At 52.1% G+C, this 17,520-nt stretch carries 18 protein-coding genes; 8 read left to right on the forward strand and 10 right to left on the reverse strand.

Annotation, left to right across the window (positions count from 1 at the left end):
* Positions 1-9: 9 nt before the first annotated feature.
* The 5 genes from aroE to B2739_RS01700 all read right to left on the reverse strand — a co-directional run bounded on the left by aroE (position 10) and on the right by B2739_RS01700 (position 4,859).
* Positions 10-840, reverse strand: a complete 831-nt coding sequence (aroE, locus tag B2739_RS01680; RefSeq protein WP_331344139.1) for a shikimate dehydrogenase — start codon at positions 838-840, stop codon at positions 10-12.
* A gap of 49 nt (positions 841-889) precedes the next feature.
* On the reverse strand, positions 890-1,807 hold the full coding sequence (gene hemF / locus B2739_RS01685; protein WP_331344140.1) for an oxygen-dependent coproporphyrinogen oxidase: 918 nt from the start codon (positions 1,805-1,807) through the stop codon (positions 890-892).
* A gap of 140 nt (positions 1,808-1,947) precedes the next feature.
* Complete coding sequence (locus B2739_RS01690; protein WP_331344141.1) at positions 1,948-2,517, reverse strand: L-threonylcarbamoyladenylate synthase; 570 nt, start codon at positions 2,515-2,517, stop codon at positions 1,948-1,950.
* Positions 2,518-2,558: 41 nt separating this feature from the next.
* A complete protein-coding gene (gene dprA, locus B2739_RS01695; protein WP_331344142.1) occupies positions 2,559-3,749 on the reverse strand; it encodes a DNA-processing protein DprA in 1,191 nt (396 codons plus the stop codon).
* Positions 3,750-3,800: 51 nt separating this feature from the next.
* Positions 3,801-4,859: a LysM peptidoglycan-binding domain-containing protein gene (locus B2739_RS01700; RefSeq protein ID WP_331344143.1), complete on the reverse strand. Its 1,059-nt coding sequence runs from the start codon at positions 4,857-4,859 to the stop codon at positions 3,801-3,803.
* 154 nt (positions 4,860-5,013) lie between these two features.
* On the opposite strand from B2739_RS01700, the gene def reads away from it, so the two are divergent.
* The 4 genes from def to trkA all read left to right on the forward strand — a co-directional run bounded on the left by def (position 5,014) and on the right by trkA (position 9,374).
* On the forward strand, positions 5,014-5,523 hold the full coding sequence (gene def / locus B2739_RS01705; protein WP_331344144.1) for a peptide deformylase: 510 nt from the start codon (positions 5,014-5,016) through the stop codon (positions 5,521-5,523).
* 68 nt (positions 5,524-5,591) lie between these two features.
* Positions 5,592-6,563, forward strand: coding sequence for a methionyl-tRNA formyltransferase (gene fmt / locus B2739_RS01710; protein WP_331344145.1), 972 nt, complete (start codon positions 5,592-5,594; stop codon positions 6,561-6,563).
* Complete coding sequence (gene rsmB / locus B2739_RS01715) at positions 6,557-7,855, forward strand: 16S rRNA (cytosine(967)-C(5))-methyltransferase RsmB (RefSeq protein ID WP_331344146.1); 1,299 nt, start codon at positions 6,557-6,559, stop codon at positions 7,853-7,855. The genes fmt and rsmB overlap by 7 nt, the downstream gene beginning before the upstream one ends.
* Before the next feature lie 133 nt (positions 7,856-7,988).
* A complete protein-coding gene (trkA, locus tag B2739_RS01720; protein ID WP_331344147.1) occupies positions 7,989-9,374 on the forward strand; it encodes a Trk system potassium transporter TrkA in 1,386 nt (461 codons plus the stop codon).
* A 124-nt stretch (positions 9,375-9,498) separates the two neighbouring features.
* Here the strand turns inward: trkA and ahr are convergent, their stop codons facing one another.
* Positions 9,499-10,503 (reverse strand): NADPH-dependent aldehyde reductase Ahr, encoded by a 1,005-nt coding sequence (ahr, locus tag B2739_RS01725; RefSeq protein ID WP_331344148.1) that lies wholly within the window; start codon positions 10,501-10,503, stop codon positions 9,499-9,501.
* Between the two features lie 82 nt (positions 10,504-10,585).
* Between ahr and B2739_RS01730 the strand changes: the two genes are divergently transcribed.
* Together B2739_RS01730 and lpdA are read left to right on the forward strand one after the other, a co-directional pair.
* Positions 10,586-11,083, forward strand: coding sequence for a LysR substrate-binding domain-containing protein (locus B2739_RS01730; protein WP_331344149.1), 498 nt, complete (start codon positions 10,586-10,588; stop codon positions 11,081-11,083).
* Positions 11,084-11,209: 126 nt separating this feature from the next.
* Positions 11,210-12,628, forward strand: a complete 1,419-nt coding sequence (gene lpdA / locus B2739_RS01735; protein WP_331344150.1) for a dihydrolipoyl dehydrogenase — start codon at positions 11,210-11,212, stop codon at positions 12,626-12,628.
* 133 nt (positions 12,629-12,761) lie between these two features.
* On the opposite strand, the gene B2739_RS01740 is transcribed toward lpdA, so the two are convergent.
* The 4 genes from B2739_RS01740 to gmk form a co-directional block, all read right to left on the reverse strand.
* Positions 12,762-13,145, reverse strand: a complete 384-nt coding sequence (locus tag B2739_RS01740) for a RidA family protein (RefSeq protein ID WP_049631252.1) — start codon at positions 13,143-13,145, stop codon at positions 12,762-12,764.
* 168 nt (positions 13,146-13,313) lie between these two features.
* A complete protein-coding gene (gene spoT, locus B2739_RS01745; protein ID WP_331344151.1) occupies positions 13,314-15,428 on the reverse strand; it encodes a bifunctional GTP diphosphokinase/guanosine-3',5'-bis pyrophosphate 3'-pyrophosphohydrolase in 2,115 nt (704 codons plus the stop codon).
* 98 nt (positions 15,429-15,526) lie between these two features.
* Positions 15,527-15,778, reverse strand: a complete 252-nt coding sequence (rpoZ, locus tag B2739_RS01750; protein WP_049631254.1) for a DNA-directed RNA polymerase subunit omega — start codon at positions 15,776-15,778, stop codon at positions 15,527-15,529.
* A 111-nt stretch (positions 15,779-15,889) separates the two neighbouring features.
* Positions 15,890-16,507 carry a guanylate kinase gene (gmk, locus tag B2739_RS01755; protein WP_331344152.1) on the reverse strand — a complete coding sequence of 206 codons (618 nt, stop codon included), beginning with the start codon at positions 16,505-16,507 and terminating at the stop codon, positions 15,890-15,892.
* A 152-nt stretch (positions 16,508-16,659) separates the two neighbouring features.
* Between gmk and B2739_RS01760 the strand changes: the two genes are divergently transcribed.
* Together B2739_RS01760 and B2739_RS01765 are read left to right on the forward strand one after the other, a co-directional pair.
* Positions 16,660-16,881 carry a hypothetical protein gene (locus B2739_RS01760; protein WP_331344153.1) on the forward strand — a complete coding sequence of 74 codons (222 nt, stop codon included), beginning with the start codon at positions 16,660-16,662 and terminating at the stop codon, positions 16,879-16,881.
* A gap of 111 nt (positions 16,882-16,992) precedes the next feature.
* Complete coding sequence (locus B2739_RS01765) at positions 16,993-17,508, forward strand: hypothetical protein (protein WP_331344154.1); 516 nt, start codon at positions 16,993-16,995, stop codon at positions 17,506-17,508.
* Positions 17,509-17,520: the final 12 nt, after the last annotated feature.

Consider the following 17,520-nt stretch of genomic DNA (forward strand, 5'->3'; position numbering starts at 1 on the left):
GCGCCACATTTATTTTTTCTCGTTGATCTGGCGACGCATAGCAGTAATTACCGGAACCACTTCCGGACGAATTTGTCGCCACAAATAAAACGCTTCTGCTGCCTGACCAATCAACATACCCAAACCATCAGCAACATGCGCTGCACCGAAATCTTTTGCCCAACGCAAAAAAATGGTGGGCTCAGCGCCGTACATCATGTCGTAACAGCAAGCGTTTTCTGCGAGCAAATTATTGGGCAGTGGCGGTAATTCACCTTGCATACTGGCCGAGGTGCCGTTAATCACAATATCAAATGTCTCGCCCGCTAATTGCTCGAACGTTTTTGCCTGTACATCACCCAAATCAAGAAAGTTTTTGGCAAGTTCTTCTGCTTTTGCGAAGGTTCGGTTTGCAATGACAACTTGCGCGGGTTTTTCCTCCAGCAAAGGCTGTAAAACACCGCGTACTGCGCCGCCTGCACCCAAAATTAGAATGCGCTTGCCTTCCAGCTCCCAGCCAAGATTGTGCATGTCATGCACCATGCCTATGCCGTCGGTGTTATCACCCAAAATAGTGCCATTACCCAAACGCGCTAATGTATTGACCGCGCCTGCACGTTCAGCACGCGCGGTTCGTTGCTGTGCAAATTCATACGCGTTTAATTTGAATGGCACGGTAATATTTAAACCCTTGCCACCTTGCTCAAAAAATTCCTGCGCCGCTTTTTCAAATTCGCCTTCGTTTACCAATTGTTTGGTGTAATGCATGTCCTGCCCGGTTTGTTCGGCAAACTGGCGATGGATATTAGGTGATTTACTGTGATTGATCGGGTTGCCAAATACGGCATATAAGTCAGTCATGGGGTATCCAAAAAAAATTCAACAAAACAGTTATCAGACTATTTATTTTTTATTTCAGCCATTCGCGATGCGGTAAAAATTTTTCGTACAATTCGGCCTCAGCACTACCTGCATCCGGCTGCCAGTTGTATTCCCAGCGCACCAGTGGCGGCAATGACATTAGAATCGATTCGGTGCGGCCACCAGTCTGCAATCCGAATAAAGTCCCGCGATCATAAACCAGATTGAACTCAACATAACGGCCGCGGCGATACAGTTGGAAATCGCGTTCGCGTTCACTAAAAGGTGTAGTTTTGCGCGCGCCAACAATCGGTAGATACGCAGGAATATAGCTGTCGCCCACTGCGCGCATCAGCGCAAAACTATGCTCAAAACTTTCAGCGTTGTAGTCATCAAAAAACAATCCACCTACACCGCGAGCTTCGTTGCGATGTTTTAGATAAAAATACTCATCGCACCATTTTTTAAATGTGGAATAAAGATGTTCGCCGTGTGGATCGCACGCGTTTTTGGCAGTTTGGTGCCAATGGATAACATCATCCTCATTGCCGTAATAAGGCGTTAAATCATAACCACCACCAAACCACCACACCGGTGCTGCGCCTTCTTTTTCGGCGATAAAAAATCGCACATTGGCATGGCTGGTTGGTACATAAGGGTTGTGCGGATGAATGACCAGCGACACCCCCATAGCCTCAAAAGAGCGCCCGGCAAGTTCAGGGCGATGCGCCGTCGCCGAGGCCGGCATTTGTGTCCCGTGCACATGGGAAAAGTTAACGCCGCCTTTCTCGATCACCGCTCCGTTGACAATAACACGCGAGCGTCCACCGCCACCTTCGGTGCGCGTCCAGCTATCCTCCACAAAGGAAGCACCGCCGTCTTCCACGGCCAGGGCGTTACAGATGCGATCTTGCAAATCGAGAAGATAGGCTTTAACCGCAGCCTTATCCGGTTGAGAAAGAGTCATGAGAGTTCCTTAACAATGAGCCGGAAATACCCGGTAAGAGGGTACATGGTAAGAAAGGCCGACATTCTACGCGGCCATGCGTGAAAGGGGAAAACCTTGGTTGGTTCTATGGTTGGATTGCGACGAATGGTTGCTTCCCATCAGCCCGGGCGGATGATCTCGCCGGTCAATAGATCGCGAATTTCAGATGGCGTATTGCGTTTGCCGACTTGGCCTGAAGTAATCGCATCCAACCCGTTACCAAAATAGCGGCGCACCTGATGGATATTAGTTGCTGGCGGAAGCCCCGCCGGATTACATGAAGTCGATACAATCGGCCCGCCAAAAGCGCGCGACAAACCCGCCGCAACCGGATGGCCTGTCACCCGCAGTGCCACACTCTTAAATTTACCGGTAATCCAGTAGGGCACCAGACCATTGTTAGGTACCAGCCAGGTATGAGGCCCCGGCCACGAATTTTTCAACCGTTGACGCTGCAGATCATTGAGGTGGTAAATGAAGGGCTCAAACATAGCAATGTTGGCGGCCACAAGTATTACGCCTTTTTCAACCGGGCGATCTTTCAACGCAAGGATTTCATACACAGCAGCTTCATCAAACGGATTGCAACCCAAACCCCAGACAGCCTCGGTCGGATATGCCACTACACCGCCCTGTTTCATCTGGCGTGCGGCAAATTGGATGCGGGGATTAAGCGACCAATCAATCATTAGGGCAAAACCTTTTGTCGAGAGAGAACAATGCGATGCCGCTATGATACCAGCTCAACTGCTCCTGTCCGCACATAAGAAGCGCCGACCTGTTGTACCAATCCTTTAATTTCCAGACCAATTAGCTGCGCCGATAAACTACCAATATCCAAACCTGTGCGCTCTGCCAGCAAATCCACGGGTAACGGATCGTACCCCAAGGCCTGCAAAAGCTGCTTTTCCGGATCATCAAGCGTGATAACCTCTTGCGTTATCGATGCTGGCGGCTGTTCATTCGGGTAGAGAAAATCTGCTTGTAGTAATGGCTGTTTGATTTCTTGTCGCTTATAGCTGAGCAGCCCTGCTAACTGATCAACGATATCCTGCGCCGTTTCAACCAACGTTGCCCCCTGGCGAATCAGCTGATGGCAACCGCGCGCCAAAGGATTGTGGATCGACCCGGGGATCGCAAACACCTCGCGGTCATGCTGCAACGCGTAGGATGCGGTGATCAATGAACCACTTTGTACCGCAGCCTCCACCACCAAAGTCCCTCCACTTAAACCACTGATGATGCGATTGCGTTGCGGGAAGTTACAGGCATGGGATGCGGTTCCCAATGGAAACTCACTGACCAGTGCGCCACCAGTATCAATAATGTCTTGGGCGAGCGCGCGGTGACGTGAAGGGTAAATCCGATCAATCCCCGTACCCATCACCGCAATAGTTTTGCCTCTGGCACGCAGGGCACCGCGATGTGCAGCCGCATCTATCCCCAATGCCAAACCACTGGTGATGGCAAACCCGCGCTCAGCCATATAATGCGCAAAACGCTCAGCATTTTCGGCGCCGCCGCCACTGGGATTACGGCTACCTACAATCGCTAATTGCGGCAAGCTAAGGCTTGCAGGATCGCCTCGCACAAACAACAGTGGCGGTGGACGCGGGATTTCACGCAGCAGGCGAGGATAAAGTGGATCATCGTAAAGCAGGCAGTAAAGTTCCGGTTGCGATTCGATATAAGCCAAATCTGCCGTCAATCGACATCCCAGTTCCGAGCCATCAGGGTTGGCTAAGTAATCTTTTAGTGCTTCAACAGCCGCTGGTTTTAGAAAAGAAGCCAAATCAGCAGGTGGGGAATTGATGAGTTGCGAGGGGCATTCCAATTGACTTAGCAATTGCCAGTACCCGGCGACACCAACTTCAGGTAAACGCAACAGCAAAAGTGTTGCGGCAAGGGGGGAGAGGGGCATAGGGTTCGTCCTTGAACTGGGGCGCTGCCAGTGACGGCAGCGAATTGGCTATCAGGGATTGCGCACTTTATCGTTAACTGCCAAAGCGCGATCAGCCTCTAACACCAAGGCAAAACTCATTTTTTCGAAGGTACGGAATACCATCAGCAAACCGGCGCGCTCATCTGGTAGAGCGATTTTGCCGCCTTTTACGCGATCAGCGACCACCTCACCTTTTTTATAAATCGCCATCACGTTACCGATTTGCAAACCTTCGCGCTCACCGCGATTGATAATCACGGTGTTGTACTTCCCAACCTGGGAAACACCGCCTTCAACAGCAATGATTTGTGCCTCGATCTCAACATCGGGTGCGCTTGGGAAAAATACAGAGTCAACGGAGCGGTCTTCACTGGGCAAGAGTTTGTCGCCAGGGCGAATCTCTTCGTAAGTGCGCAATACATCCAATGTCGCCACTTCACTATCCACTTTTGTCACCGCAACCGTACCAATGCCCTGCGCGTAAACACCAAGGAACTCTTTAGTTACCGGGTCTTTAAATACCTGACCTTGACGATAGACACTGTAATTGGAGTAGTTGGCATCAAACTCACCGCGCGCATAAGCGCGATCACCAGCCCCCACAATCACGTGCTGCTGCTGTCCTGCAAGCATATAAGGAGCAGCCTCAAGATCACCCTGAGCCACAATTCGGCTGCGCGACAGGAAAGCATCGATTTTATCGAGTGGAATGGTACTGATGGCTTCTTCGGTACTTTGCACACGAATGCTCGGACTGAGCTTGGTCGCGCCATTCATGCCCGCGCCGCGCTCACCGGGAACCATTTTCAAGGTGCGCTCCAACGTCAGGCGCGGCTGGCCATCCAGATAGATCAACTTGATTAAATCGCCCGGAAAAATCAGATGGGGGTTTTCAATTTGAGGATTAACGTGCCATATCTCTGGCCACAACCAAGGGCTGTTCAGAAATGTGCCGGAAATATCCCACAGGGTATCGCCTTTTTTGACGGTGTATTCGTCAGGATGACCTGTCTTGAGAAGTGCATCGTCAGCCCAGGAAAAAAAGCTGATGAGAGAAGCCGCAGCGACGGCCAGTAATATTTTTTTCATAGAAACCGATCCTGTTTTATTCGGTCCTGGGGCAGATAGACGTATAATAATGAATTAAAGCCCATGCTGTTTCCATTTGCACCGCATAAATCCTGTGCGATCATCATGTTAGCAGCGGTTATTACCTTTTTACTAGAAGTTTGTCACAAACACTATGGCCTTGTTACCTATCCTTGAATTTCCCGACCCACGGCTGCGTACTGTCGCCAAACCCGTCACAGAAGTGGATGACAGTATCCGCAAACTGGTCGATGACATGTTTGAAACCATGTATGACGCTCCCGGTATCGGTTTAGCGGCATCGCAGATCAATGTCCACAAACGTGTAGTAGTTATAGACGTGAGCGAGGACAAATCCCAGCCCATGGTGTTTATTAACCCCGAAATTGAAGTGCTGGATCAGGAATTAAGCGAATACGACGAAGGTTGCCTGTCAGTTCCAGGCTTTTATGAAACCGTAGTCCGCCCCGGCCATATCCGGGTTAAAGCACTGGATCGCGATGGCAAACCATTTGAAATGGAACCCCAGGGATTGCTGGCGGTATGCATCCAACATGAGCTGGATCACCTCAATGGCAAACTGTTTGTAGACCATATATCGCCATTCAAACGCTCGCGTATCCGCACCAAGCTGGAAAAGAAACATAAGGCCGAGGCGCGCTAATCCACGCACTGCCAACCAAGGCGCCATGAGCGCCTTTTTTTATTGTAAAACAACACGATAGGTCATCCATGAGCCAAGGTTTGCGCATTATCTTTGCGGGTACGCCGGAATTTGCCGCGGAACATCTAAAGGCACTGCTTGGCAGCCGCCATCACGTGATTGCTGTTTACTCCCAGCCAGATCGCCCGGCAGGGCGCGGCAAGAAACTGACCGCAAGCCCGGTAAAGGAAGTCGCACTTGCCCATGGCATTCCCGTCTACCAACCACTGAATTTCAAAAGCCCGGAGGCGGTCGCCGAGCTGGCATCGCTCAATGCCGATTTAATGGTAGTTGTCGCTTATGGCTTGATCCTGCCCAAAATCGTTTTGGATGCCCCGCGCCTCGGCTGCATTAATGTCCATGCATCGATACTTCCGCGCTGGCGCGGTGCAGCACCTATTCAAAGAGCGATAGAAGCGGGCGATACCGAAACCGGTGTGACGATTATGCAAATGGATGTCGGCCTGGATACAGGCGACATGCTGATCAAAGCATATTGCCCGATTTTACCCGAAGATACCGGCGGAAGCCTGCACGATAAGCTCATCCATATTGGCGCACCCGCACTGGTAGAAGCGCTCGATCTGATCCAATCCGGCACCATTACCCCGCAAAAACAGGACGATAGCCAATCCAACTACGCACCCAAGCTCAGCAAAGAAGAAGCTGCGCTGGATTGGCAATTGCCATCGCTTGCGCTGGAGCGCAAAGTGCGCGCGTTTAATCCCTTTCCCATTGCCCACACCAAACCAGCAGGCACAGGCGATGACCAGCGCATCCGCGTTTGGGCCGCCAAAGCTACCGACAACAACTCCCAAGCCACACCTGGCAGCATCGTCCGAATTGATGCACAAGGGCTTTGGATTGCCTGCGTACAGGGTCAGTTGGTGCTTGAGCAGCTGCAATTACCCGGCAAAAAAGCGATGTCGGTCAACGAAATCCTGCGCGGCCATCCCGACCTGTTTAAAGTAGGCGACCAATTGGAGCAGCCTTCATGCTAAGCGTGCGCGCCGCCGCGGCTCAGGTCATCGCCCAAATACTGAACGGCAGCGGCTCACTTTCAAGCCTTTTACCGGCAATTTTGCCGAAAATTGCTGAAAATGATCGCTCTTTACTGCAAGAACTCTGCTTTGGCTGCTGTCGTTACCACCCCCAGCTGCAAGCCTACACCGAATACTTGTTAGACAAACCTTTGCGCGCGAAAGACAGCGATGTACAAGCGCTATTGCTGCTCGGCCTCTACCAATTGCTGCACACACGCATCCCTGATCACGCCGCGATTGGCGAGACAGTGGAAGTGACCCGTCATATCAAAAAGCCTTGGGCGACCAATCTGGTAAATGGTGTTTTGCGCAATTTCCAGCGCGATAACGACAAAATTAGCGCATTTTTCAGCGAAAACCGTGCCTTTCAAAACAATCATCCCGCGTGGATGGAAGGCAGTATCAGCAAAAGCTGGCCGCAACAAGCCGCACAAATCATGGCCGCCAACAACCAGCATCCACCCTTCACGCTGCGACTGAATACGCACAACATCAACCGCAGCGATTATCTGCAACTGCTGCAAGATAACGGAATTGGCGCCAAACCCACGCCTTATAGTCCTTATGGCATCACACTGGAACACGCCTGCGATCCACGACAACTGCCGCATTTTGCTGAAGGTTGGCTGAGCGTGCAGGATGAAGCAGCGCAATTAAGTGGCGAACTGCTCCAATTATCGCCAAATATGCAAGTATTGGATGCCTGTTGTGCACCAGGTGGAAAAACCGGTCATTTGCTGGAGCTGGAACCCAGCCTCAGGGTAACTGCGTTGGATGTGGAGGAGCGCCGTCTGCAGCGGGTGCGCGAAAACCTTGCCCGCTTGGGGGTGAGCGCAAAAATTCTCTGTGGCGATGGTACACGTCCGGGCGATTGGTGGGATGGCCAGCTATTTGACCGCATCCTACTCGATGCCCCCTGCTCCGCTACAGGTATCGTGCGCCGCCATCCGGATATTAAAGTGCTGCGTACCCCTGAGGAAATTGACCGGTTAGGGCAGCTGCAGCATCAGTTACTACAAAATCTCTGGTCATTACTCAAGCCGGGCGGCGTGTTGCTCTATGCGACTTGCTCGATTATGCCCAAAGAAAATACGCGGGTTGTCGAGGCCTTTTTGACACGCAACCCTGATGCAAGCTGCGATCAACTCGATGCCGATTGGGGTCTGGCACAACCCTGCGGCAGACAATTGTTACCGCAAGTGGATGGCCATGACGGTTTTTACTACGCGCGTTTGCGTAAGGCCGTGTAAGGGTATAGCGACTATTATGTTGTTGGGCTCCCGCGTGCGGGAGTAACGTTGCGGAAATAGAAGGCGACGTTGTGTAAATAAAGCGGCGATGCGCAAATAAAAAGTGACGATACGAAAATAAAACAGGCGAACTATGAAAATTATTATTCTCGGTGCCGGACAAGTCGGCGGCAGCCTTGCGGAACATCTGGCGAGCGAAGCTAACGACATCACCGTGATAGACACCGATGAAGAGCGCCTGCGCGAACTGCGTGACCGCTTGGATATCAGTGCCGTAACTGGCGAGGCTTCCCATCCGGATGTACTGATGCAAGCGGGAGCAGAAGATGCCGATATGCTGGTTGCCGTCACCAGCGACGATGAGATCAATATGATCGCTTGTACTGTCGCCGAACATCTGTTCCGCACCCCCACCAAAATCGCACGGGTACGCGCCACTTCCTACCTGACCCACCAACAGTTATTTGAAAATGGCGCTATTCCAATTGACGTACTGATCAGCCCCGAACAGCTGGTATCAGAGTATGTGTTCCGCCTGATTGAACAGCCGGGTGCCTTGCAGGTAGTGGATTTTGCCGATGGCAAGGTGCAGCTGGTTGCAGTCAAGGCCTACCACGGCGGGCCATTGGTCGGGCAGGAGCTGCGTTTTTTACGTGAACACATGCCTTCGGTCGATACCCGTGTTGCGGCGATTTACCGGCGCAATCGCGCCATAATGCCGACCGGAACCACGGTGATCGAAGCCGATGACGAAGTGTTCTTTATCGCGGCAAAAGCGGATATCCGCGCGGTCATGAGTGAATTGCGCCGTCTTGAGGTGGCTTACAAACGCGTGACTATCGCCGGTGGCGGGAATATCGGTTTGCGCCTGGCCAGGATGCTGGAAGGCAAATACAACGTGCGCGTTATCGAGTTCAACAAACAGCGCGCTATCCGCCTCTCTGAACAGCTTGAACGGGCGATAGTGATCCAGGGCAGTGCGTCAGATAAAGACCTGCTGATGGAAGAGAGTATTGAAGATACCGATGTATTCCTCGCACTGACCAATGACGATGAAGCCAACATCATGTCGTCCATGCTCGCCAAGCGCTTGGGCGCACGCAAAGTGATGACGCTGATCAACAACCCCGCTTATGTAGACGTGGTGCAAGGCGGCGATATTGATATCGCCATCTCACCCCAAACCACCACTATCGGCAGCCTGCTCACCCACGTGCGGCGCGGCGATATAGTAAATGTTCACTCACTGCGGCGCGGTGCGGCCGAGGCGATTGAGATCATCGCCCATGGCGATGCCAAATCATCCAAAGTAGTAGGCAAAGCATTGGAAGACATCGATCTTCCTGAAGGCGCGAACATTGGCGCGATTGTGCGGCAGGGGCCGGATGGGGATGAAGTCGTCATCGCGCATGACAATGTGGTGGTGCAATCCGGCGACCACGTGATTATTTTCTTGTTACAGAAAAAGCATATCCGCGATGTTGAAAAGCTATTCCAGGTAGGCTTCAGCTTCTTCTAGTTCAATGCCCCGAGGATGTGAAGTAGAGCAGAGGATGCAAAGCGGAGCAGAGAATGGAAAGTGGAGCAAAAGTCCCGGCGATATCGCCGGGGCTTTGGATTGAACACCCTCACAGATAAACGTATTACTTGTGTTGTAACACAATCCGGTAATGCGCCTTACCCTGCCGCAGCTTATCCATCGCTTCATTTACCTGATCAAATGAAAAATACTCAGTGACCGGTTTAATCCCATGCAGGGCCGCAAACTCCAGCATGGTTCTGATGGTGGCCGGGCTGCCAACCGGTGAGCCGGAAATAGAGCGCTGCCCACTGATTAATGGAAACACCGCAACATCTAACGGCTGAAGGGTCGACCCAACGAAATGCAAACGCCCCTTTGGAGCCAGGGTTGCAATATAAGCATTCCAGTCGAGCTTCACGTTCACCGTTGAAATAATAAAATCAAATTGCCCGGCAGCGGCAGCCAGCGCGGCAGCATTGCTGCTATCAAGCACTTTGTGTGCACCCAGCTTGAGCGCTTCGGCTTTTTTGCTTTCGCTTGAGGTGAACGCGGTCACCTCACAGCCCCATGAGTGCAAAAATTGCAATGCAAGATGCCCCAAGCCCCCAATACCAATTACCCCCACCTTCGCAGTAGGTTTCACTTCGAATTGCACCAGCGGATTAAATACAGTGACGCCACCGCAAAATAAGGGGCCCGCAGAATCTGCATCTATACCCTCGGGCAATGGCACGACCGACACCGCCTGTGCACGCACTTTGTCCGCAAAACCCCCATGGCGCCCGGCGATAGTCGGCTGTGCACTCGCACATAAATTGTGATCGCCCGACAGGCAGGTTGGGCAACTGTTGCAATAGGCAGAGTGCCAGCCAAGGCCAACCCGCTGCCCGACCGTGACACTGGTAACGCCTTCACCAACCGCGCTCACAATTCCAATCACTTCATGCCCCGGGACGAAAGGATACTGGGTAAACCCCCATTCATTGTCGAGCATGCTCAAATCGCTATGGCAGATACCGCAGGATTCAACATCCAGCTCCACCTCGTCTTTCCCAAGCGGCCCCGGGTCATATTCAAAGGGTTCAAATCGGGCACCGGGTGCCATGGCAGCATAGGCTTTGATCATGGGTAACTCCTCAATGGATAAGGTTAGGTGAGAACAGGTTTCGGCTTAACCTGAAGGGGGATGCGGATATTGGTCATTGCATGTGTTTTTAAAAGTATCAATCTCGGGCAACATAAAAACAATAGCCACAATTGAACGCCCTCCGGGTCGGGCTAATCGGGTTGTTGTAGCCTCACCTGCGTATATCGCCACCCATGAAACCATCCGCACACCACATGACCTTGCGCAACACAAAAGTTTGCAAATCCTTGAACAACAGCCGCATGTATGGGCACTGCAGAAAGAGGCTCATATCGAACAAGTGACGCTGCCAGTCGCCTTCCAATGTAGCGATTTAGGAGCCTTGGTCAACGCTGCGGTTGCAGGGTTGGGTGTCGCGCAATTGCCGTGGTTATTAGTGCGCGAAGAAATCCGTGCAGGCAAACTACTTCACCTATTGCCTGAATGGCTCAGCACTGAGTTACCCATTTCACTGGTTTACCGGGAAGGACACAACGAATCAGCCCGACTGGCAGAGTTTTTAGCCTGGATTGACCTGCATCGCGAACTGTTCGACTTACGCTTTCGGGAGGCGCATTAACCAGCAGCCGCGAGATGCGGCGACCCAAATACGAAAAATAAGGCGGCAACTGGCCTCCCAAGCATGAATGAATCGCTTATGATGCGCTTCACACCCCGATATTCCCAATGTGCACAGGAGCAAACGATGGCAACTATTAAAACCCAACTCGTTGTACTCGGCAGTGGCCCAGGCGGTTACTCTGCGGCCTTCCGCGCCGCTGATCTCGGCCTCGAGGTTACACTGGTTGAGCGCTATTCCAGCTTGGGCGGAGTCTGCCTGAACGTGGGATGTATTCCTTCCAAAGCACTGTTGCACGTTGCTGAAGTCATCAATGAGACCAAGCATGCCGATGCTCTAGGCCTGAGCATAGGTGCTGTCAGCCACGATCTGGACAAGGTTCGCGCCTACAAAGATTCCGTGGTCAGTAAATTAGTGTCCGGTGTCGGCGCTATGGCCAAAGGCCGCAAAGTGCGTGTGGTGGAAGGACACGGCAGTTTTACCGGCAGCCATCAATTACAAGTCGTGAATGGCGGCGAAACTACGCTGATCGACTTCGAACATGCGATTATCGCGGCCGGTTCGCGCAGTGTGAAATTACCTTTTATCCCCGAAGATCCACGCATTTTCGATTCAACCGGTGCGCTGGAACTGCGCTCTGTACCCAACCGCCTGTTGGTGATTGGTGGCGGGATTATCGGTCTGGAAATGGCGACCGTTTACGAAGCGCTGGGCAGTAAAGTGACGGTGGTCGAATTTGCCGACCAACTGATACCCGCTGCCGACAAAGACCTTGTCGCGGTTTACAGCAAGTACAATAAAGACCGTTTTGAGGTGCTGCTCTCCACCAAAGTGGAATCCGTGACCGCCAAACCGGATGCGATTGCTGTCGCCTTCAGCGGCGCGCAAGCCCCGGCAACCCCGCGTGAATTTGATGCGGTACTGGTCGCCGTAGGCCGCACCCCCAATGGCAAGTTGATTGGTGCCGATAAAGCGGGTGTGAATGTGGATGAACGCGGCTTTATCCCGGTGAATGAATACCTGCAAACCAATGTGCCGCACATTTATGCGATTGGCGACATCATCGGCCAACCCATGCTTGCCCACAAAGCGTCCCATGAAGGCCACGCGGCTGCCGAAGGTGTTGCTGGCCATCCGCACAAATTTGAACCTATGGCGATCCCTTCTATCGCCTACACCAGCCCCGAGATTGCCTGGGTTGGTCTGACTGAAAAAGAAGCCCAGCAAAAAGGCATCGCATTCAAAACCGCGGTATTCCCCTGGAGTGCAAGTGGCCGCGCGATTGCCGCCGACCGCAGCGAAGGCAAGACCAAACTGATTTACGACCCTGTTACCGACCGTTTGATCGGCGCCGGGATTGTGGGTGTCCACGCCGGCGAGCTGCTGGGTGAATTGACGCTGGCGCTGGAATTTGGCGCAAGTGTGGAAGACATCGCCCTGACCATCCACGCCCACCCGACCCTGCATGAATCCGTCGGTTTGGCCGCAGAGTTGGGCGCAGGCACCATTACAGATTTGCCGAATCCAAAAGCAAAGAAAGCCTGATTTACTGTTATCTGTCACTAAACCCATCTAAAACAAAGGGAGCCAAATGGCTCCCTTTGTTTTTCCTGGCGCAAACTGCGCACCCGGTCAATTACTGGTGCTGTAAGTATTGGTCGAGACTCAACACAGAGACTTAGAGCACCATCACGCCATCGGCTTCAATCAAGGCAGCACGCGGCAACTGGTTGATGCCAACCGCAGCACGCGCCGGATAGGGCTGTTGGAAATACTGGCCCATCACTTCATTCACAATCGGGAAATTAGCCAGATCGGTCAGATAGATATTAAGTTTGACGATGTCCTTCAAACCACCACCGGCGGCATCGCATACTGCAGCCAGATTTTTAAACACCTGATGCGCTTGCGCTGCAAAATCGCCGTCCACCATCTGCATGGTTTTGGGATCAAGCGGGATCTGGCCCGACAAGTAAACGGTGTGGTTCACCTTCACGGCTTGGGAATAAGTCCCTATAGCGGCAGGGGCGTTATCGCTGTGAATAATGGCTTTATTGGTCATAGAAGAACCTTTTAATCGATAGTCAAACAACGGAAGCGGCAGAGTATAGAACAAAATCCCCCTCGATCCCGTTTTTTCAAAGGGGAGGCTGATTCAGCCTTGTCATTGGATTCCACGGGGAGTCAGGCGCCTCCCTTTAAAAAAGGGCGCGTAGCCAACGGGGAGGGATTAATTCTTGGAGCGATTCACGCGGATCACAAAACTCAGGTTGCGGATGCGACGCATGATATTGGCAAGGTGAATGCGGTTGTGTACGCCGACGCAGAGATGAATCACGCTGTTGTGCGCATCGCGCTCGTGCACGTTGATGTGCTCAATGCTCGCGCCCTGCTCGGTAATTCGTGTAGCGAGAGTGGCGATGATGCCGCGGTCGCTTTCCACCTCAACCCGCACATCCACTAAAAACTCGCCGCTGACAGTCGCCGCCCAGTTTACCTGGCTGATCTTGTCGGGATAGTTGCGGATTTCGGCGATATTGCGGCAAGTATCCTGATGGATCACCAACCCTTTACCGGAACTGACGTGGCCGATAATCGGATCGCCCGGAATCGGGCGACAGCAGCGGGCAAAGCTGATCATCATGCCTTCGGCAGAATCGATCGTAATCGCCGAATTCATGACGCCAGCGCGGGTTTTTACTTCAGCATCCGGCTGCAGCAGCTTGATGACCGAGTAAACTACCTTGTTACCTAAACCGATTTCCTCGTACAGCTTCTCCATGGAATCCACTTGGGTGCCGTAGAGAATCTTGTGCTGCTGCTCCTCGCTCAGGTGGTCAAGATCCATGTGAATCTCGCCCAGGGCGCGGTTGAGCATGCGTTTGCCCAACGCCACTGACTGGTGATGACGCTGATGCTTGAGGTAATGGCGGATGGCCGAACGCGCCTTGGCCGATACCGCAAAATTCAACCAATTGGGGTTAGGCTGGGCACCCTGCGCGGTGATGATCGCCACCTTCTGGCCACTCAACAAGGGTTGCGATAGCGGAGCCATGCGCTCATTGATACGGCACGCTACACAGGTATTACCAATATCGGTATGCACGGCGTAGGCAAAATCCACCGGTGTTGCACCGGTCGGTAACTCCACAATTTTGCCTTTGGGGGTGAATACGTAGACTTCATCGGGGAAGAGGTCAATCTTCACATTCTCGATGAATTCGAGGGAGTTACCCGCATTTTTCTGCATTTCCAACAAGCCTTGCACCCATTGGCGCGCACGGCTATGACTTGCGTTGACCGGCTCGTCGCTGTTGGACTTGTAGAGGAAGTGGGCGGCGATCCCGCTATTGGCCATCTCATCCATTTCTTTGGTGCGGATCTGCACCTCGATCGGCACCCCGTGCATGCCGACCAATACGGTATGCAACGACTGGTAGCCGTTAGCTTTGGGGATGGCAATGTAGTCTTTGAATTCGCTCGTCACCGGCTTGTACAGGTTGTGCACCACACCGAGCACGCGATAACAGGTGTCTACCGAATCGACAATAATGCGGAACGCATAGACATCCATAATTTCTTTGAAGAACTTTTTCTTCTGGCGCATCTTTTCATAGATGCTGAATAAGTGCTTCTCACGACCGATCACAATCGCGGTGATATTGTCTTTCTGCAAGCGTTTTTCAAACGAAGTCTGGATCTGCTCAACCAATTCCTTGCGGTTACCGCGCGCGGTTTTGAGTGCAGCTTGAAGGCGCGTCGCGCGCAGCGGATACATGCAGTAAAAGCTGCGGTCTTCCAGCTCCAAACGCACTTCATTCATCCCCAGACGATGGGCAATAGGCGCGTAAATCTCCAGCGTTTCTTTGGCGATGCGGCGCTTTTTATCGGGTGGCATCGCACCCAGGGTACGCATGTTGTGCAGACGGTCGGCAAGCTTAACCAGAATTACGCGCAGGTCATTGGCCATCGCCAAGGCCATTTTCTGGAAGTTTTCCGCCTGTTTTTCCGCGTGGGATTCAAATTCAATCTGGGTGAGCTTGCTCACGCCATCAACCAAATCCGCCACTGAATCGCCAAACTGGCCAGCGATGGCTTTTTTACTGATGCCGGTATCTTCAATCACATCGTGCAGCATGGCGGCCATCAGGCTCTGATGATCCATATGCATGGTGGCAAGGATATCGGCTACGGCAAGAGGATGGGTGATATAGGCTTCGCCGCTGCGGCGCTTTTGGCCGTCGTGGGCTTGTTCGGCATAGAAGTAGGCGCGCTTCACCAAATTGATTTGGGAAGGTTCGAGATAAGACGAAAGCCGATGGCTAAGGGCCTCGATGGTTTGCACGCCTTTCTCCGGGGTTTTTGGCCGGGGGTTTGGTCCGGCCAGTCCAACAGCACAACTGCCATACATCAATTCATAAGATGGAGGCAGTTGTTGGAAATTTAAATCTCGTTGTCGTACACGCGCTCAGGCTTGGGTTGTGGCAGGGTATCTTTTTCCAACAGGATGCTGGCGTCGATAAAACCTTCTTCAATTTCGCGCAGGGCGATTACAGTCGGCTTGTCATTTTCTGGCGCAACGTGTGGATCTTTACCACCAATCGCCAATTGACGAGCGCGCTTGCTGCCAACCATCACCAACTCAAAACGGTTATCAACGTGATCCAAACAATCTTCAACAGTAATACGTGCCATAACTTTGTGTGCTCTATAAAAACAAACGCGTGGGTAAACGCAGCTGTGCTGCAATCCGGTCGGCTATTATGCGTCAGCGGGCCTCACTATGCCAACCGCGTATGGACAAATTTAAGCCAATAAGTCGCCAAGTAACTGGCTATGGCGCTCAACCTGACGCGCAAGACGGATATGCTGGCTGGTAATCAACGCCTGGAATTGCGCCAGTGCGACGGTAAAGTCATCGTTGATGATCAGGTAATCGGCCTCAACATAATGCGACATTTCACTGATCGCCTCGCTCATGCGCGCCTCGATTACCGATTCGTCGTCCTGCCCGCGGCCAGTCAAACGTTGACGCAAACAAGCCAGTGACGGCGGCAGGATAAACAGGCTGACGGTATCTGGCATCAGCTTGCGCACCTGCTGTGCGCCTTGCCAGTCAATCTCCAGAATCACATCAATACCCTGGTTCAACGTATCAACCACCCATTGTTGCGAGGTTCCATAGAGATTGCTGAACACCCGCGCATGCTCAAGAAAAGCACCCTCGGCTAGCATTTTTTCAAAGGTGGCATGATCGACAAAATGGTAATTCACACCATCCACTTCGCCCGGGCGCATAGGACGTGTGGTGTGGGACACCGATACGCAGACTTCCGGGTTGGATTTGACCAGCGCACTGACAAGACTGGTTTTGCCCGCACCCGAAGGGGCGGAAACAGTGTAGAGAGTACCGAGATTAGCCATGGACAAAACCTGCTCGCAGAAAAGTGAAAAACCAAATTATGGCACAGCACGCCCATCTCGCACATTGGATTGCAATAACCCCTGTTTCACTAACCATACATCGCGCTCTGTGCCATAGTAGAGCTCTTGTCCATCTGCCTAAGAGTTCATCCATGTTGCGTCAACTTCTCTCGATTACCCAAACAGCCGAACGTTTGCGCGTGCGCCCTGAGTATGTGCGCCAATTAGTTGCTAAAAAGCGCCTGGATTTCATTCATGGTGAGCAATTGGATGCCGCGCAAGTTGAACGCCTTGCACAGCTTATGGAAAAACTGCGCAGCAATGGCATAGCAACACTGGTGGAAATTACTGCTCAAGAACACCAAGAGGGATAATCCAAAATCTGAAAGGTTTACGTCCCCCTGTAAAAAATGGCACCATTACAAAAATATGACAATTATTTTAATGATGTCTTTTTTTGGCATACATGATTTACAGGTAAGGACATGTCACTACACACAGGACTCGAACAGCGCATTACCCAAACATTCATTATTGCGATTGTGATTGCACTCATCTGGATGTTTACTCTTATCAATCAACCTGCAGCAGAAATTCACCGCGTTAATTTTGGCAATCAGGCACAACTTGTCAGTGTCATTCCCGCACCGGAAAAAATTATGCGCGGACGCAATGTTGAATTTGTGGTGAGCTGGTGGCTGCTTGAGCCACTACCCGCAGGCCATACGATTTCTTATCGGTTGCGCAACCGGCAACAGGATCTTGCTGTACTTGATACCACTGGCATACAAACCAGTGGGCAAACGTATGCCTCCATTCCCGCTGGTGGCACGGTATTTAATGACCGGATTTCACTTCCAATACCAGCTGATACACAACCTGGTATTTACGAAGTCGTTACTTATTTATATCCCTTTGAACATTACACAATAAATCCCGCGCAAGGATCACCCATTTTTTTATCGCAGCGAACTCTGTTCACAGTGAATATCACGCACTAAATCATAAGCGCT

The organism is Cellvibrio sp. UBA7661 (genome assembly GCA_002483365.1).
Taxonomy (GTDB): Bacteria; Pseudomonadota; Gammaproteobacteria; order Pseudomonadales; family Cellvibrionaceae; genus Cellvibrio.

Bases quoted from the DNA above. Each gene is read 5' to 3' on its own strand.
- aroE (WP_331344139.1), bottom strand. From the start codon at position 840: ATGACTGACTTATATGCCGTATTTGGCAACCCGATCAATCACAGTAAA.
- hemF (WP_331344140.1), bottom strand. From the start codon at position 1,807: ATGACTCTTTCTCAACCGGATAAGGCTGCGGTTAAAGCCTATCTTCTC.
- B2739_RS01690 (WP_331344141.1), bottom strand. From the start codon at position 2,517: ATGATTGATTGGTCGCTTAATCCCCGCATCCAATTTGCCGCACGCCAG.
- dprA (WP_331344142.1), bottom strand. From the start codon at position 3,749: ATGCCCCTCTCCCCCCTTGCCGCAACACTTTTGCTGTTGCGTTTACCT.
- B2739_RS01700 (WP_331344143.1), bottom strand. From the start codon at position 4,859: ATGAAAAAAATATTACTGGCCGTCGCTGCGGCTTCTCTCATCAGCTTT.
- def (WP_331344144.1), top strand. From the start codon at position 5,014: ATGGCCTTGTTACCTATCCTTGAATTTCCCGACCCACGGCTGCGTACT.
- fmt (WP_331344145.1), top strand. From the start codon at position 5,592: ATGAGCCAAGGTTTGCGCATTATCTTTGCGGGTACGCCGGAATTTGCC.
- rsmB (WP_331344146.1), top strand. From the start codon at position 6,557: ATGCTAAGCGTGCGCGCCGCCGCGGCTCAGGTCATCGCCCAAATACTG.
- trkA (WP_331344147.1), top strand. From the start codon at position 7,989: ATGAAAATTATTATTCTCGGTGCCGGACAAGTCGGCGGCAGCCTTGCG.
- ahr (WP_331344148.1), bottom strand. From the start codon at position 10,503: ATGATCAAAGCCTATGCTGCCATGGCACCCGGTGCCCGATTTGAACCC.
- lpdA (WP_331344150.1), top strand. From the start codon at position 11,210: ATGGCAACTATTAAAACCCAACTCGTTGTACTCGGCAGTGGCCCAGGC.
- B2739_RS01740 (WP_049631252.1), bottom strand. From the start codon at position 13,145: ATGACCAATAAAGCCATTATTCACAGCGATAACGCCCCTGCCGCTATA.
- rpoZ (WP_049631254.1), bottom strand. From the start codon at position 15,778: ATGGCACGTATTACTGTTGAAGATTGTTTGGATCACGTTGATAACCGT.
- gmk (WP_331344152.1), bottom strand. From the start codon at position 16,507: ATGGCTAATCTCGGTACTCTCTACACTGTTTCCGCCCCTTCGGGTGCG.
- B2739_RS01760 (WP_331344153.1), top strand. From the start codon at position 16,660: ATGTTGCGTCAACTTCTCTCGATTACCCAAACAGCCGAACGTTTGCGC.
- B2739_RS01765 (WP_331344154.1), top strand. From the start codon at position 16,993: ATGTCACTACACACAGGACTCGAACAGCGCATTACCCAAACATTCATT.